Origin of the sequence: Massilia mucilaginosa (assembly GCF_011682145.1) — a bacterium.
Taxonomy (GTDB): domain Bacteria; phylum Pseudomonadota; class Gammaproteobacteria; order Burkholderiales; family Burkholderiaceae_D; genus Telluria_A; species Telluria_A mucilaginosa.
In genome coordinates this window covers 59,136-72,382 of the sequence record NZ_WHJH01000002.1, presented here as the reverse complement: position 1 = coordinate 72,382, position 13,247 = coordinate 59,136, and the positions used below count along the sequence as shown (strand labels likewise).

Annotated in this window: 14 protein-coding genes and 2 pseudogenes; 7 read left to right on the top strand and 9 right to left on the bottom strand. The window is 63.2% G+C overall.

Annotation, left to right across the window (positions count from 1 at the left end; translation table 11 throughout):
- Positions 1–24: 24 nt before the first annotated feature.
- The 5 genes and pseudogenes from erpA to argC form a co-directional block, all read right to left on the bottom strand.
- The gene (erpA, locus tag F2P45_RS02735; RefSeq protein ID WP_054266294.1) at positions 25–387 is read right to left on the bottom strand and encodes an iron-sulfur cluster insertion protein ErpA; all 363 of its coding nucleotides are present in this window, start codon (positions 385–387) and stop codon (positions 25–27) included.
- Positions 388–542: 155 nt separating this feature from the next.
- Positions 543–1,685 carry a DUF3466 family protein gene (locus F2P45_RS02730; protein WP_166870315.1) on the bottom strand — a complete coding sequence of 381 codons (1,143 nt, stop codon included), beginning with the start codon at positions 1,683–1,685 and terminating at the stop codon, positions 543–545.
- Positions 1,686–1,871: 186 nt separating this feature from the next.
- A pseudogene (locus F2P45_RS37445) lies at positions 1,872–1,979 on the bottom strand (FxDxF family PEP-CTERM protein); the annotation flags it as partial.
- Positions 1,980–2,096: 117 nt separating this feature from the next.
- Positions 2,097–2,807: pseudogene (locus F2P45_RS37440) on the bottom strand (DUF3466 family protein); the annotation flags it as partial.
- A 339-nt stretch (positions 2,808–3,146) separates the two neighbouring features.
- Positions 3,147–4,184: an N-acetyl-gamma-glutamyl-phosphate reductase gene (gene argC / locus F2P45_RS02720; RefSeq protein WP_166870311.1), complete on the bottom strand. Its 1,038-nt coding sequence runs from the start codon at positions 4,182–4,184 to the stop codon at positions 3,147–3,149.
- Positions 4,185–4,490: 306 nt separating this feature from the next.
- On the opposite strand from argC, the gene F2P45_RS36715 reads away from it, so the two are divergent.
- Entirely contained in the window at positions 4,491–4,625 is a 135-nt protein-coding gene (locus F2P45_RS36715) for a hypothetical protein (RefSeq protein WP_267877331.1), read from the top strand.
- Here F2P45_RS36715 and rpsI read toward each other — a convergent pair.
- Together rpsI and rplM are read right to left on the bottom strand one after the other, a co-directional pair.
- Complete coding sequence (gene rpsI, locus F2P45_RS02715; protein ID WP_054266290.1) at positions 4,622–5,014, bottom strand: 30S ribosomal protein S9; 393 nt, start codon at positions 5,012–5,014, stop codon at positions 4,622–4,624. The genes F2P45_RS36715 and rpsI overlap by 4 nt on opposite strands.
- A gap of 9 nt (positions 5,015–5,023) precedes the next feature.
- Positions 5,024–5,458: a 50S ribosomal protein L13 gene (gene rplM / locus F2P45_RS02710; protein WP_054266289.1), complete on the bottom strand. Its 435-nt coding sequence runs from the start codon at positions 5,456–5,458 to the stop codon at positions 5,024–5,026.
- A 329-nt stretch (positions 5,459–5,787) separates the two neighbouring features.
- Here rplM and F2P45_RS02705 point away from each other — a divergent pair, with 329 nt between their 5' ends.
- From F2P45_RS02705 to F2P45_RS02690, 4 genes are all read left to right on the top strand, one after another.
- Positions 5,788–7,227: an alpha/beta fold hydrolase gene (locus F2P45_RS02705; protein WP_370663202.1), complete on the top strand. Its 1,440-nt coding sequence runs from the start codon at positions 5,788–5,790 to the stop codon at positions 7,225–7,227.
- A 22-nt stretch (positions 7,228–7,249) separates the two neighbouring features.
- Positions 7,250–7,981: an ABC transporter ATP-binding protein gene (locus F2P45_RS02700; protein ID WP_166870307.1), complete on the top strand. Its 732-nt coding sequence runs from the start codon at positions 7,250–7,252 to the stop codon at positions 7,979–7,981.
- Positions 7,978–9,162: an ABC transporter permease gene (locus F2P45_RS02695; protein ID WP_166870305.1), complete on the top strand. Its 1,185-nt coding sequence runs from the start codon at positions 7,978–7,980 to the stop codon at positions 9,160–9,162. The genes F2P45_RS02700 and F2P45_RS02695 overlap by 4 nt, the downstream gene beginning before the upstream one ends.
- A 77-nt stretch (positions 9,163–9,239) precedes the next feature.
- A complete protein-coding gene (locus F2P45_RS02690) occupies positions 9,240–9,662 on the top strand; it encodes an OsmC family protein (protein ID WP_166870303.1) in 423 nt (140 codons plus the stop codon).
- Positions 9,663–9,816: 154 nt separating this feature from the next.
- Here F2P45_RS02690 and coq7 read toward each other — a convergent pair whose 3' ends face one another.
- Both coq7 and F2P45_RS02680 read right to left on the bottom strand, forming a co-directional pair.
- The gene (gene coq7 / locus F2P45_RS02685; RefSeq protein WP_166870301.1) at positions 9,817–10,461 is read right to left on the bottom strand and encodes a 2-polyprenyl-3-methyl-6-methoxy-1,4-benzoquinone monooxygenase; all 645 of its coding nucleotides are present in this window, start codon (positions 10,459–10,461) and stop codon (positions 9,817–9,819) included.
- A gap of 28 nt (positions 10,462–10,489) precedes the next feature.
- Positions 10,490–10,957: a hypothetical protein gene (locus F2P45_RS02680; RefSeq protein ID WP_229504896.1), complete on the bottom strand. Its 468-nt coding sequence runs from the start codon at positions 10,955–10,957 to the stop codon at positions 10,490–10,492.
- A gap of 99 nt (positions 10,958–11,056) precedes the next feature.
- Here F2P45_RS02680 and F2P45_RS02675 point away from each other — a divergent pair, with 99 nt between their 5' ends.
- Both F2P45_RS02675 and F2P45_RS02670 read left to right on the top strand, forming a co-directional pair.
- Positions 11,057–11,836 (top strand): ABC transporter ATP-binding protein, encoded by a 780-nt coding sequence (locus F2P45_RS02675; RefSeq protein WP_166870299.1) that lies wholly within the window; start codon positions 11,057–11,059, stop codon positions 11,834–11,836.
- A 3-nt stretch (positions 11,837–11,839) separates the two neighbouring features.
- On the top strand, positions 11,840–13,036 hold the full coding sequence (locus tag F2P45_RS02670; RefSeq protein WP_166870297.1) for an ABC transporter permease: 1,197 nt from the start codon (positions 11,840–11,842) through the stop codon (positions 13,034–13,036).
- Positions 13,037–13,247: the final 211 nt, after the last annotated feature.

Sequence of the window (13,247 nt, the reverse complement as noted above, 5' to 3'; positions counted from 1 at the left end):
GACGGCTGCCTGCGCTAGCGCAGCTTAGACCGAGAACGACGAACCGCAGCCGCAGGTCGAGGTGGCGGTTGGATTCTTGATGACGAACTGGGCGCCTTCGAGGTCGTCCTTGTAGTCGATTTCGGCGCCGACCAGATACTGGTAGCTCATCGAATCGATCAGCAGTTGCACGCCGTTTTTGACCATGGTGGTGTCATCTTCATTGACGATTTCGTCGAAGGTGAAGCCATACTGGAAGCCCGAGCAGCCGCCGCCCTGCACGAAGACGCGCAACTTGAGGTCGGGATTGCCCTCTTCCTCGATCAGCTGTGCAACCTTTTGCGCGGCGCTATCGGTAAACACGATCGGGGCCGGCATCACTTCTGGCATTTCAGCAACTGCATTCATTTGGAACTCCTACAGGGGAACGGATATCAGTCATTATAGACTGTTGGGACGAGTCACGCTCAGCGACCACTGCCGGCGACCGTCAAATGCAACACCCCGGCGCGGGCCGGGGCTGCTGCACCAGTGTACCTACAATGCGGCCATTCGGCCGAAATTCAAGCGCCTGCCTTGCGCTGCTTGCGGCGGCGCGCGCAAACACCGAGCAAACCGAGTCCGGCCAGCATCATGGCGTAGCGTTCCGGCTCCGGCACCGGACTGAGCAGCACCGTGCCGCACACGCCGAGCTGGCACGCATCGGCCAGGATCTGGCCATGGTCGTTGATGCTGTAGGTGGATCGGATGCTCCAGCCGGCGAGCGGATCGAGCGCCGCGTCGAGCTGCAGCAGCTGGCCGTTCTGGTAGATGAAGCCATGTTGCAGGCCTTTGGCGTCGGCGCCGTAGCCGATCACCTGGCCCAGGTTGTTGATATCGACCGCCTTGGACGACTTGCCCGCCGACCAGCCCAGGTCGGTCATGACGCCATCCACGTACAAAAAGGCCGACTGCACGCTCGTGTCCCAGGTATGGGCGGACTGGCCAATGATCTGGCCGCTGTCATTGATGTCGGTCGCCGCGCTGGAGCCGCCTTCGAACGCGCCGAGGTCGGTCATCCGGCCGTTCTGGTAAATGAAAGCGCGCTCGCGCCATGACGTATTGTGGGCATAGCCGACGATGGTCCCGGCGTTGTTGATCGCGGTCGCGCCGCTGTGCACCCCGCCCAAGGTGCCCAGGTCTTTTGTGACGCCGTCGCTGTACGCAAAGGCGTGAGACGCGAAACGCGGATTGTACGGGTCGCCCCCGGGAACCCGCACATCGGTCTTCGAACTGCCCACCACCGTGCCGGCGTTGTTGACGCCGTTGGCCCAGGCGGTCGGCAGCCCGAATCCGTCACTGAGCGGCTTAAGATGCGTGTTCGCCCCGTTCACGGTCAGATAGGCCTTGACAGGCCCGTCCAGCATGGACGAATCCCACATCTCGGTCGTCGCCATGTGGCCGGCATTGCTGATGGCGCTGACCCGGGCATTGGGATACTCGTGCATGGTGGGCATGTCCAGCACATGCGTCGTTCCTCCGGAATGATAGGCCGAACGCCCCATGGCCTGGCCATACAAGGTGCCGGCATTGTCGATCAGGCGCCAGGAATCGTACTGGCCGCCGGTATTGACCGCCTTGACCGAGTAGGACGGGGCTGCCGCGAACGCGGGAGCGGCGAAGATGCCCAACAGCAGGGCGGACAGCAGGGAGCGGCCACATGTCATGAGCTTCTTTCTGTGCGGGATGAATACCATTCATCATAGATGTTAAGATAACTAAAAGTAAACATTGGTTGAAATTTAAGTTTCCGGCGCCACAGGCGCGCACGCGCGGGGAAGCTGCCGCCAAGCGCTGCCCCGCCCGCCCGCTGGCTCTACGGCAGCCTGGTGAATTCCTGCACCTTGCGCGGATCAGGCGGCGCGGGCGGCACGGGCGCGGCGGCGCGCGCAAAACCCGAGCAAACCGAGGCCGGCGAGCATCATGGCGTAGGTTTCCGGCTCCGGAACCGGGCTCAGCACCACGGTGCCACACACGCCCAGCTTGCACGCGTCGGCCAGGATCAGACCATTGTCGTTGATGCTGTAGGTGGTCTTGATGATCCAGTTGTCGAGCGGGTCGACGGCCGTGTCGAGTTGCAGCAACTGGCCGTTCTGGTAAATGAAGCCGCGTTGCTGGCCGCTCGCGTCGGCGCCGTAGCCGACGATCTGGCCAAGTTCATTGATATCGACGGCATTCGAGCTGCGTTGCGCGCCCCAGCCCAGATCGGTCATCGCGCCATTCGCATACACAAAGGCCGATGTCACATAGCCGGATTGGTCGCGCGTGGACTGGCCGATGACCAGGCCGGCATCATTGATGTCGTTCGCCAGGCTGCTGCTGCCGCCGAACGTGCCCAGGTCGCTCATGCGGCCGTTCTGGTAAATGAAGGCGCGATTGTCGCGGCTGGCGTTTTGGGCGGTGCCCACGATCGTGCCGCCGTTATTGATGGCCGCGGCGCTGCTGGCGGTGCCGCCCAGGGTGCCCAGGTCGCGCATCGTGCCGTTAGTGTAAATAAATGCGTGGTTCTCGAAGCGGGGATAGCCCGGCTCGCCGCCGGGAAGCCGGATATTCGTGCGCGATTCGCCCACGACCGTGCCGGCGTCGTTGACGCCGTAGGCGAAGGTGGTCAGGCTGGTGTAATAGCTGCCGAGCGCGCCGAGCCGGGTGGTCGTGCCGTTGAAGGTCAGGTAGCCGTCGGCGTCCGGGTAATCGCGTGCCGTGGTCCAGTATTCATAGCTGGCGATATGGCCGGCCTTGCTGATGGCCAGCACCGCGCCGCTGGGCGCCGGACTGTCGCTCAGATGCATCACATTGACGTTGCCATTCGAATACGACGCCGAAAAGCCCATGGACGAGCCGTACAAAGTGCCGGCATTGTCGATCAGGTGCCAGCTATCCCAGGCGCCGGTGTCGACCATCGTGACGGAATAGGAAGGGGAAGCGGCGAACACGGGGGCGGCAAATATGCCGAGCACGAGGGCGGACAACAGGGAACGGCCGAAGGTCATGTCAATCTTTCTATGATGGATAAATACACCCATCATAGAGACTGCTTAACTAAATGGAAAGCTTAATTAAAGCTTAAGTTGGCGGGCGGGCGGCAAGCATCGAGCGCGTCGACGCTTGCCGCCTGTGCCGGTGACGCCTTACGGCAGCAGCGCGACCTGTTGCAGGCCCAGGGTTTCTTCCAGGCCGAACATCAGGTTCATGCACTGGACCGCCTGGCCGGAGGCGCCCTTGACCAGGTTATCCTGGACCACCAGGATCACCACGGTATTGCCGTTGTTCGGACGATGCAGCGCCAGGCGCAGCATGTTCGAACCGCGCGTTGAACGGGTTTCCGGGTGCGAGCCGAACGGCATGACGTCGACGAAGGCGGCGTCCTTGTAGGTCGTCTCGAACAACTCCTGCAGCGCTTCGTTGCTGATCTCGGTCGTCAAGCGCGCGTACAGGGTCGAATGCATGCCGCGAATCATCGGCACCAGGTGCGGCGTGAAGATCAGGTTGACGGGCAGGCCGGTGAAACGCTGCAGCTGGGCCACGGTTTCCGGGGTGTGACGATGGCCGGACACGCCGTAGGCCTTGAAATTATCGCTCGACTCCGAGAACAGGGTAGCGATCTCGGCCTTGCGGCCGGCGCCGGACACGCCCGACTTGGCGTCCGCGATCAGGGCGCTGGCGTCGATCAGATTGGCCTTGAGCAGCGGCACGAAGCCCAGCTGCATCGTGGTCGGATAGCAACCTGGATTAGCGATCAGGCGCGCGTTCTTGACGGCTTCGCGGTTCAGTTCCGGCAAGCCGTAGACGGCCTCTTCCAGCAATTCCGGGCAGGTATGCGGGATTTTGTACCACTGCTCGAAGGTCTCCTGGTTTTTCAGGCGGAAGTCGGCGGCCAGGTCGATCACCTTGACGCCGGCGGCCAGCAGGGCCGGGGCCTGGGCCATGGCCACGCCGTGCGGGGTGGCGAAGAAGACCACGTCGCACTTGGTCAGGTCGACCTTGTCCGGTGCCGAAAACGCCAGGTCCACCTTGCCGCGCAGCGAAGGAAACATATCGGCGACCGGCAAGCCATCTTCCTTACGCGAAGTAATCGCGGTCAGCTCCACATCAGGGTGGACCGACAGCAGTCGCAACAATTCCACGCCCGTGTAACCCGTACCGCCGACGATGCCAACTTTGATCATATGTATTCCTTGAAAGTAAATGACGGGCCAAGCCCGAAAGATGGTGATTCTAACAGCGCAAGCAAATCGCTGCGCAGCACTGCAAAACGCAAACCTTACCCAAAACCGGGGTCAGAGCTCTGACTTGCAAGATTGTTAAACCGGGGTCAGAGCTCTTGTTAAACCGGGGTCAGAGCTCTGACTTGCAAGATTGTTCAAGATTATTGCGACGTACGAAACAGATCCGCATCGACTCGGTAAAAATGCCGCCAAACCGATGCAATTGCCACGAATTTGGCCGGAAGTACCGCCGTTGTCAGAAATTTCATGAAATGCGGCAAAAAATTGCAAGTCAGAGCTCTGACCCCGGTTGGGGTGGCAGGAAACAAAAAAGCCGCCAACTTCGCAGTTGACGGCTTTTTTGAAGGCGGCGCACCGGAGTGCGCGCTGGAGGCGAATTAACGCTTCGAGAATTGCTTTGCGCGACGTGCTTTGCGCAGACCAACTTTTTTACGCTCGACTTCACGTGCATCGCGGGTAACGAAACCGGCACGTGCCAGGTCGCCCTTCAACGATGCGTCGTAGTCGATCAGTGCACGGGTGATGCCGTGACGAACCGCGCCAGCCTGGCCGGACTCGCCACCACCGTGAACGTTGACCTTGATGTCGAAACGCTCGACATTGCCGGTCAGTTCCAGCGGTTGACGGATGACCATCAGGCCCGTTTCGCGCGAGAAGTAGTCAGCGGCTGGTTTGCCGTTAACGATGATTTGGCCAGTGCCAACTTTGATGAAGACGCGAGCGACTGCACTCTTGCGACGGCCGGTGCCGTAATTGTAGTTACCGATCATGTCAGCTCCTTACTTGAACAGCACGAGTGCCGTAGGTTGCTGGGCAGCATGCGGGTGGGAACCTTCCGCGTACACTTTGAGCTTCTTGATCATGGCGTAGCCAAGCGGGCCCTTAGGCAGCATGCCCTTGACCGCTTTTTCAAGCGCGCGACCAGGAAAACGCTCTTGCATTTTCTTGAAGTTGGTTTCGTAGATACCACCTGGGTAGCCGGAGTGACGGTAGTACGTCTTCTCGGTTGCCTTGGTACCGGTCACGCGCAGTTTGCCTGCGTTGATCACGACGATGAAATCGCCGGTGTCGACGTGAGGAGTGAATTCGGGTTTGTGTTTGCCGCGCAACCGGAGTGCCACTTCGCTGGCAACACGTCCGAGGATCAGATCCGTCGCGTCAACCACGAACCAATCGCGCTGGACTTCATGTCCCTTAGCGGAAAAAGTTTTCATGTTGACTTCCTAAATATAAAACTTATTAAATCGCTCAAATGGTGGTTCCGCTCGTACAACTCGCGGACTCTGCCTTATTGTCTTTTCCTGAGCAAACGGAAAGCCGGCTACTATAGCGCACTCCCCACGGCCGAGTCAAGCCCTTCGGCCGCTGTTGCAGTCGTAGCGAAATGACATCGGCGTCATCCCTAGATAAATCGCAAATGCCGGGCCCACGGCCCGCCCTAGACTGCTCCACAGCCGACCACTTAATTGACGGGGAAAAACTTTCTTGACCACCGAAACAATGTCAACCTACTATGTCTGAGCACTTATCGTCGGGAGACCTCGTGATATTGAAATACTGCCTTGCCGCTTCACTACTATCCCTGCTGTCGACCCTGGCGGCGCCCAGCCTGGCCGGCACGGCCCCGCCCGCGCGCATCTGCCACCTGCCCGGCGCCGAGGAAGGCTTGCGTTGCAGCACCCTGACCGTTCCGCTCGACTACCAGCAGAAAACCGGCGCCACCCTGCCCCTGCACGTCGTCGTGGCCCCGGCCTTCCGCGAGTCGGCCCGTCCCGATCCGGTGTTCGTGCTGGCGGGCGGCCCCGGCCAGGCCGGCAGCGACGTGCTGCCAGTGCTGCATTCCATCTTCCGGCGCGCGCGCGCCACGCGCGACATCGTGTTCATCGACCAGCGCGGCACCGGCCTGTCCGGCAAGCTCGACTGCGATGAGGACAACTTGCCCGAGAACCTCAGCGACGACGAGCAGAACGCCGCCGTGCGGCGCTGCCTGGCCGGCATCCGCGCGCCGCTGGCGGCCTACACCACCGACAACGCCGCACGCGACATTGAACAGGTGCGCCTGGCGCTCGGCTACCCCAAAATCAACGTCTGGGGCGCGTCCTACGGCACCCGCCTGGCCCAGGCCTACGCGCGCGCCTTTCCCGACGCCGTGCGCAGCCTGATGCTCGACGGCGTGGCCGCGCCCGACCAGATCATCCCGGCCGCCGGGCGCGACGGCCAGGCCGCGCTCGACACCCTGTTCCGCCAGTGCGCGGCCGACCCCGGCTGCAACAAGGCCTATCCCGCCCTGCGCAGCGAGTTCGACAGCCTGCTGGCCAAAGTCAGCGCCACGCCGGTAGCGCTGAACCTGCCCAATCCGCGCACCGCCGAGCCCTTGCAGATGAGCATGACCAAGGAACGTTTCCTGAACACCGTGCACAACGTGCTGTATTCGGCGCTGGACGGACGCCGCCTGCCGTTCCTGATCCACAGCGCCTGGCAGGGCCGCTGGGCGCCGTTCGTGGCGCGCCGCAACGTCGGCGCCGACCTGGCCGGCGAAGGCGGCACCGCGCTGGTGCTGCACATGGCGGTGATCTGCGCCGAGGACTATCCGCGCATGACGCCGCAATTGCTGGCCGAGGACGCCACCAATTCCTTCCTCGGCAGCGGCCGCGTGGGCCAGTTGATGGAGCAGTGCAAGTCGCTCAAGCTGCCGGCCGTGCCATGGCGCGCGCCGACGCCGATCCTGGCGCCGTCCCTGCTGCTGTCGGGCGCGCTCGATCCGGTCACGCCGCCGCGCCGCGCCGAGGCCGCCGCGCGCCACATTCCCAAAGCCCAGCACCTGGTGGTGGCCAATGCCGGGCACGGCATTTCCTCGCTCGGCTGCGCGCCGCGCCTGCTGCGCGAGTTTCTCGACGCGCCCGCCAGGCAGGTGGTCGCCGCCTGCCTCAACGAGATTCCGGCCGCCAATTTCCAGGTCGGCAGCGCCGGTCCGCACCCCTAGTTTTGAACACGCCGAGGCCACGATGATTGTTGTAGATGATGTAAGAAAACAATTCGGCAGCTTGCAAGCGCTGGGCGGGGTCAGCTTCGCCGCCGCCGACGGCCAGATCACGGCCCTGCTGGGACCGAACGGCGCCGGCAAGACCACCCTGCTGCGCCTCCTGGTCGGCCTGCTCAAGCGCGACCAGGGCAGCATCAGCATCGGCGGCATCGATCCGGCCGTCGATCCGATGGCGGTGCGCAAGGATATCGGCTTCCTCACCGACCAGTTCGGCCTGTACGAGCGCCTGAGCACGCGCGAATACCTGGCCTATTTCGGCGAGCTCAACGGCATGACCCTGCCCGCCGTCCAGCGCCGCATCGACGAGGTGGCCGACCTGCTGGTCATGCACGACATCCTGGAGCGGCGCGGCAAGGGCTTTTCGCAAGGCCAGCGCATCAAGGTGGCGCTGGCGCGCACCCTGCTGCATCAACCGCGCCACCTGCTGCTCGACGAACCGAGCCGCGGCCTGGACGTGATGAGCACGCGCGCCCTGCGCACCGCCCTCGCCGCCCTGCGCCGCGAAGGCTGCTGCGTGATCATGGCGACCCACGTGATGCAGGAAGTCACGCACCTGTGCGACGACGTGATCGTGATCGCCAAAGGCCACACGGTGGCGCAGGGCTCGCCGCAGGAACTGTGCCGCCGCACCGGCATCAGCAACCTGGAAGACGCCTTCGTCAGCCTGGTCGGCGAAGAAGGAATCTCGACATGAAGCCCACTTTCCTCATCGTTTTTCTGAAGGAATTCAAGGAAACCCTGCGCGACCGGCGCGCGCTGGGCCTCTTGGCCCTGTTCACCTTGATGTACCCGCTGATGCTCGGCTACATGCTGAACCAGCAGATCAAGCGCGCCACCCAGTCCGAGCGCGAAGGCATGGAACTGGCCGTGATCGGCGCGGCCCAGGCGCCCAACCTGATGGCGCAGCTCAAGCAAAAGAACATCACCGTGCAGCCGGTCGCGGAGATGGACGAAGACGCCATCGGCGCACTGCTGCGCGCGCGCAAGGTGGTCGGGCTGCTGCGCCTCGATCCCGAGTTCGGCGAACACTACCAGGCCATGCGCCCGGCCCGGATCGAGCTGTGGTACGACTCGGCCAGCGACAACAGCCAGCGCCAGCGCGATGTCGAGGAAGTGCTGCAACACTACAGTTCGAGCATCAGCAGCGCGCGCCTGCTGGCGCACGGGGTCTCGCCCGCCACCATGACCCCGATTCGCCTGCAGCGCTACGACACCGGCAGCTCGGCGGCGCGCTCGGCCGGGATGATCGGCGCGATTCTCGGCTTTTTGTTCTTTCCGGCGTTCATCTGCGGCCTGTCGGCGGCGGTCGACAGCACCGCCGGCGAACGCGAGCGGCGCTCGCTGGAAGTGCTGATGGCGCAACCGGCCAGTCCCTGGTCGCTGATCACCGGCAAGTGGCTGGCGGCCGGTTCGCTGGCCGTGATCGGCATCACCCTGGAACTGGCGCTGGCGCATGGCGTGCTGTCCTGGCTGCCGCTGGAAGAAATCGGCATGAGCTGGCGGGTCACCTCGGCCCAGCTGGCCTGGGTGTGCGTGGCCACCCTGCCGCTGTCCCTGCTGGCGGCCGGCCTGCATATTGCGCTGGCGATGAATGCGCGCTCGTTCAAGGAAGCCCAGAGCATCCTCAGCCTGGTGACCCTGATCCCGATGCTGCCCGGGCTGGCGGTGTCGATGCTGGAATTGAAAACGGCGATGTGGATGTATGTGGTGCCGATGCTGTCGAACCAGACCTTGCTGCGCGAACTGGCCAAGGGCCAGGAACTGGGCGCGCTGCCGTTCGTGCTGACCTTCTTGAGTTCGATGCTGCCGGCGCTCGGCGCGGTGGCATTCGCCAGCTGGCGCATGAAGAGCGAGCGCTACGTGCTGTCGGTCTAGGGGCTGGCCGGCAAGGCTGGCCGCGCTCCATTACAATAGGCCGGGGAAACACAGTGAAACAATGAGCGGAGAATGGAATGGAAGTCACAGTCAGCTGGAATGGCCCGTCGGGCATGAGTTTTCGGGCGCAAACGGGATCGGGCCACATGGTCAGCATGGATGGCGCGCCCGAGGGCGGCGGCCACAACCTGGCGCCACGGCCGATGGAAATGGTGTTGCTGGGAACCGGTGGGTGCACGGCGTATGACGTGGTGCTCATTCTCAAGCGCGGACGGGAAGACGTGCGCGGCTGCGACGTGACGCTCAAGGCCGAACGCGCCGAGACCGATCCCAAGGTATTCACCAAAATTCATTTTCACTTCACGGTGACCGGCAAGAACCTGAAACCGGGCGCGGTGGAGCGCGCGGTGAGCCTGTCGCACGACAAATATTGCTCGGCGTCGATCATGCTGGCCAAGATGGCCGAGATCACGCATTCGTTCGAGATTATCGAGGGATAGAACAGCGCTGCCATTGTTCCAGCCTCCAGCTGTTTAGCCGTCGTTCCTGCCACTGGCAGAAACGACTCCCCGCGCCAAGGCGACTCTCGGCGGGGACGACGGTTTTGAGGGTGGCAGTGCCAATAGCAGAACCGCAATAATACGCTGACAGCAGTTAAACGTAATACGCGGTCGTCGTCATCACCTTCGCCATCGCCGTCATCACCCCGCGCACCGGCGGCGGCACCGCCACCGCGCCCAGCGCCTGCGCAGCCGCGCCGTGCGCAATCTCGTCGATGCGCATCTGGTCCACGATGGCGCGCGACTTGGCGTCCTGCGCCGGCAGCAAATCCAAATGGCTGTTCAGATGCGCCTCCACCTGGCGTTCGGTCTCGACCACGAAGCCCAGGCTGCGCGCGTCGCCCAGTTGCGCCGCCACCGTACCGAGCGCGTAGGCGCCCGCATACCACAGGGGATTGAGCAAACTCGGCCGCGAACCGAGCTCGGCCAGCCGCTGGGCGGTCCACGCCAGGTGGTCTTCTTCCTCGCGTCCCGCTTCGGCGAACTGTGCGCGCATGTCCTCGGTCTTGGCAAAGCGCGATTGCGAGTTGTACAGCGCCTGCGCGCACACTTCTCCCACGTGGTTGACGCGCATCAGGCCGGCGCTGAGGCGCTGTTCGGCATCATCGAGCTGGCCGTCGTCCGCATGCGCCGCCGGAGTCGGCCGCGATGCCGAGGCCACGCCCGCGATCACGCGCAGGGCCTTGTCCATGCTGACGATCAGCTGGTCGAGTGGATGGATGGATCGTTGTGCTGACATGCGCTGCCCCGGTGGCGATAAAACACCATTATAGGACCTCCGGCATGGCCGGGGCGCCGGCCGCCGGGCCGCCCTCGGCCGCCGGCGGCGGCGCCTGCGCCTCGATCCAGTCGAGCAGCGGCCCCCCGGCATCGATGCCGGAAATGTTTTTCGCCACGCCCAGGTTCAGCTGCAACAGAAAGGGAATGGTGTCGGATGGCACGTCCGGGCAATGCGCGCTGAACGCGGCGATAAACCGGCTTGAGGACACCACCGGCACCACTTTCGCCCCGCTCATGAACTGCAGCACGCTGGTAATCGTGTGGCCCTTGCCGATGGTATGGTAAATGAACTGGTTGAAGGCGCGGTCGACCTTCTTGAAATCGATGGTTTCGGAGGTCATCAGCCCGGCCAGGTAGTACAGGCCGAGGGTGACGCGGAAGTACGCGGTCCATTCGGCCGCGTTGCGCCCGCTGCTGGCGACGGCAAGAATTTTTTCTTTGATGGCACTGTCCATAAGGCCCATTATCCACATTTCTTGCCCGATTGGGCAGGCTGCCGCGCTTGCGGCGGTGAATTTGTGCTGCTACCCTCACGCTTTGAGAGAAGGAACCCGATGATCGAGGTGAAACACCTGGCCAAGCGCTTCGCCGCGACGGTACACAAGGAGCGGCGCGCGCGCCAGCGCGACGTGCGCGAGAGCGATGGCTGGTTCCATGCGGTGCGCGATGTCAGCTTTTCGTGCGCGCCCGGCGAAGTGCTGGGCCTGCTTGGCCCGAACGGGGCCGGCAAGACCACCACCCTGCGCATCCTCTCGACCGCCCTGCGCCCCGACGCCGGCAGCGCTTTCATCGACGATATCGACATCGTGGCCGATCCGATCCGGGCGCGCCAGCGGGTTGGCTTCCTGTCCGGCAGCACCGGTTTGTACGGACGCTTGAGCGCGCGCGAGAATGTGGAATATTTCGGGCGCCTGCACGGCATGGCGCCGGAGCGCCTCAAACAACGCTGCGACGCGCTGTTCGAGCAGCTCGACATGCACGCCTACGCCCACAAGCGCGCCGATGACTTGTCGACCGGAATGAAGCAGAAATGCGCCATCGCCCGCACCGTGGTGCACGAGCCGCAGGTGGTCATTCTGGACGAACCGACCACCGGGCTCGATGTGATGTCGGCGCGGGTGCTGCTCGAATTTATCGCCAGCTACAAGGCGTTGCGGATTCCCCTGATCTTTTCCACCCACCATCTGCACGAGGTGGAAAAACTGTGCGACAAGGTCTGCATCATCAACCGCGGCCGCAGCGCCTTCAACGGCAGCGTGGCCGAGCTGCGCGAGCTGGGCGGCAGCCACGACCTGGTCGACGCCTTCGTGCACATCGTCAACCAGGAAGGCTGAGCCATGTGGACCGTGTATTTCAAGGAACTGCTGGAACTGCTGCGCGACCGCAAGACCTTCATCTTCACCCTGCTGCTGCCGATCGTCGCCATGCCGATGATTTTCGGCGGCCTGGCGTATCTGTCGTCGACCATTTTCAAGAAGGCCCAGCACAAGGAACTGAGCTACGCCGTGTTCGGCAAGGAACATGCACCCGGCCTGAGCGAGCGTTTCAAGCGCGAAAAAGGCTTGCGCGAGGTGTCGATGGCCAATGAAGGCGCGATCAAGGCCGCCATCGACAGCGACCGCATCACCTTCGCCATCGTCATTCCGGCCGGGTTCGAGGAAGCCATGGCGGCGCACCGCCAGGCCCGAGTGACTTTGCACTACAACAATGCCGTGGCGCTCGACATGACCCACAAGCGGGTGGCGGCGGTGATCGAGACGCACAACCGGGCGCTGCGCGAACAAGCCTTGTCGGCCATGAACATGAGCCAGGCCGAGCTGCGTTTTGCGCTCAATCCGATCGAGCTCGAAGAATTGTCGACCGCCGGCACGCGCGAGCGGGTGGGCTCGCTGGTGGGCGGCTTTCTGCCGTACATCTTGCTGATGGTGTGCCTGATGGCGGCCATGTACCCGGCCATCGACCTGGGGGCTGGCGAAAAGGAGCGCGGCACCCTGGAAACCCTGCTGCTGGCGCCGATTTCGCGCACGGCGCTGGTGCTGGCCAAGTTCCTGGTGCTGTTTACGGTGGGGCTGACCTCGGCGCTGCTGATGGTGGCCAGCATGGGGCTGCTGCTGGCCGTGTTCGGCGGCTCGCTCGAAGGCGGGCTGGCGCAGATGGTGCGGGCGATCGGCGCGCGCGACCTGGCGATGGTGGCGCTGATGCTGGTGCCGACGGCGGCCATCTTTGCCTCGATTCTGCTGTCGATTTCGATTTATGCGAAGAGCTACAAGGAAGCGTCGGGCATGATTTCGCCGCTGATGATGCTCTTGATCGTGCCGATCGTGGTGGCCATGATGCCGGGGGTGGAGCTGAACTGGTTCTGGTCCATGGTGCCGCTGACCAATGTGTCGCTGGCCATGAAGGAACTGGTCAAGGGGACCATGGACTACCGCATGTTTTCGGCGATTTTGCTGTCCACCACCTTGATCGCCGGGGCGCTGCTGGCGTGGTGCAGGTGGTGGTTCAACCGCGAAGACGTGTTGTTCCGGAATTAAGTTGCGAAAGCGTCATTGTTGACCACCAGCCTCCAGACCGTCTTTCCTGCCACTGGCAGAAAAGACTTCCTGCCACTGGCAGAAAAGACTTCCCGCGCAGGCGGGCCCTACTCAACCAATTCCCACTCCCCCATTTATGCAATCTGAGCCCATCAAACCGCCGCGCATCGCAATGCGCGGCCCGGGCTCACTCAAATTTTATACAATGCAA

Coding starts and splice junctions, on each gene's coding strand:
- erpA (WP_054266294.1), bottom strand. CDS start 387: ATGAATGCAGTTGCTGAAATGCCAGAAGTGATGCCGGCCCCGATCGTG.
- F2P45_RS02730 (WP_166870315.1), bottom strand. CDS start 1,685: ATGACATGTGGCCGCTCCCTGCTGTCCGCCCTGCTGTTGGGCATCTTC.
- argC (WP_166870311.1), bottom strand. CDS start 4,184: ATGATCAAAGTTGGCATCGTCGGCGGTACGGGTTACACGGGCGTGGAA.
- F2P45_RS36715 (WP_267877331.1), top strand. CDS start 4,491: ATGAAATGCGGCAAAAAATTGCAAGTCAGAGCTCTGACCCCGGTTGGG.
- rpsI (WP_054266290.1), bottom strand. CDS start 5,014: ATGATCGGTAACTACAATTACGGCACCGGCCGTCGCAAGAGTGCAGTC.
- rplM (WP_054266289.1), bottom strand. CDS start 5,458: ATGAAAACTTTTTCCGCTAAGGGACATGAAGTCCAGCGCGATTGGTTC.
- F2P45_RS02700 (WP_166870307.1), top strand. CDS start 7,250: ATGATTGTTGTAGATGATGTAAGAAAACAATTCGGCAGCTTGCAAGCG.
- F2P45_RS02695 (WP_166870305.1), top strand. CDS start 7,978: ATGAAGCCCACTTTCCTCATCGTTTTTCTGAAGGAATTCAAGGAAACC.
- F2P45_RS02690 (WP_166870303.1), top strand. CDS start 9,240: ATGGAAGTCACAGTCAGCTGGAATGGCCCGTCGGGCATGAGTTTTCGG.
- coq7 (WP_166870301.1), bottom strand. CDS start 10,461: ATGTCAGCACAACGATCCATCCATCCACTCGACCAGCTGATCGTCAGC.
- F2P45_RS02680 (WP_229504896.1), bottom strand. CDS start 10,957: ATGGACAGTGCCATCAAAGAAAAAATTCTTGCCGTCGCCAGCAGCGGG.
- F2P45_RS02675 (WP_166870299.1), top strand. CDS start 11,057: ATGATCGAGGTGAAACACCTGGCCAAGCGCTTCGCCGCGACGGTACAC.
- F2P45_RS02670 (WP_166870297.1), top strand. CDS start 11,840: ATGTGGACCGTGTATTTCAAGGAACTGCTGGAACTGCTGCGCGACCGC.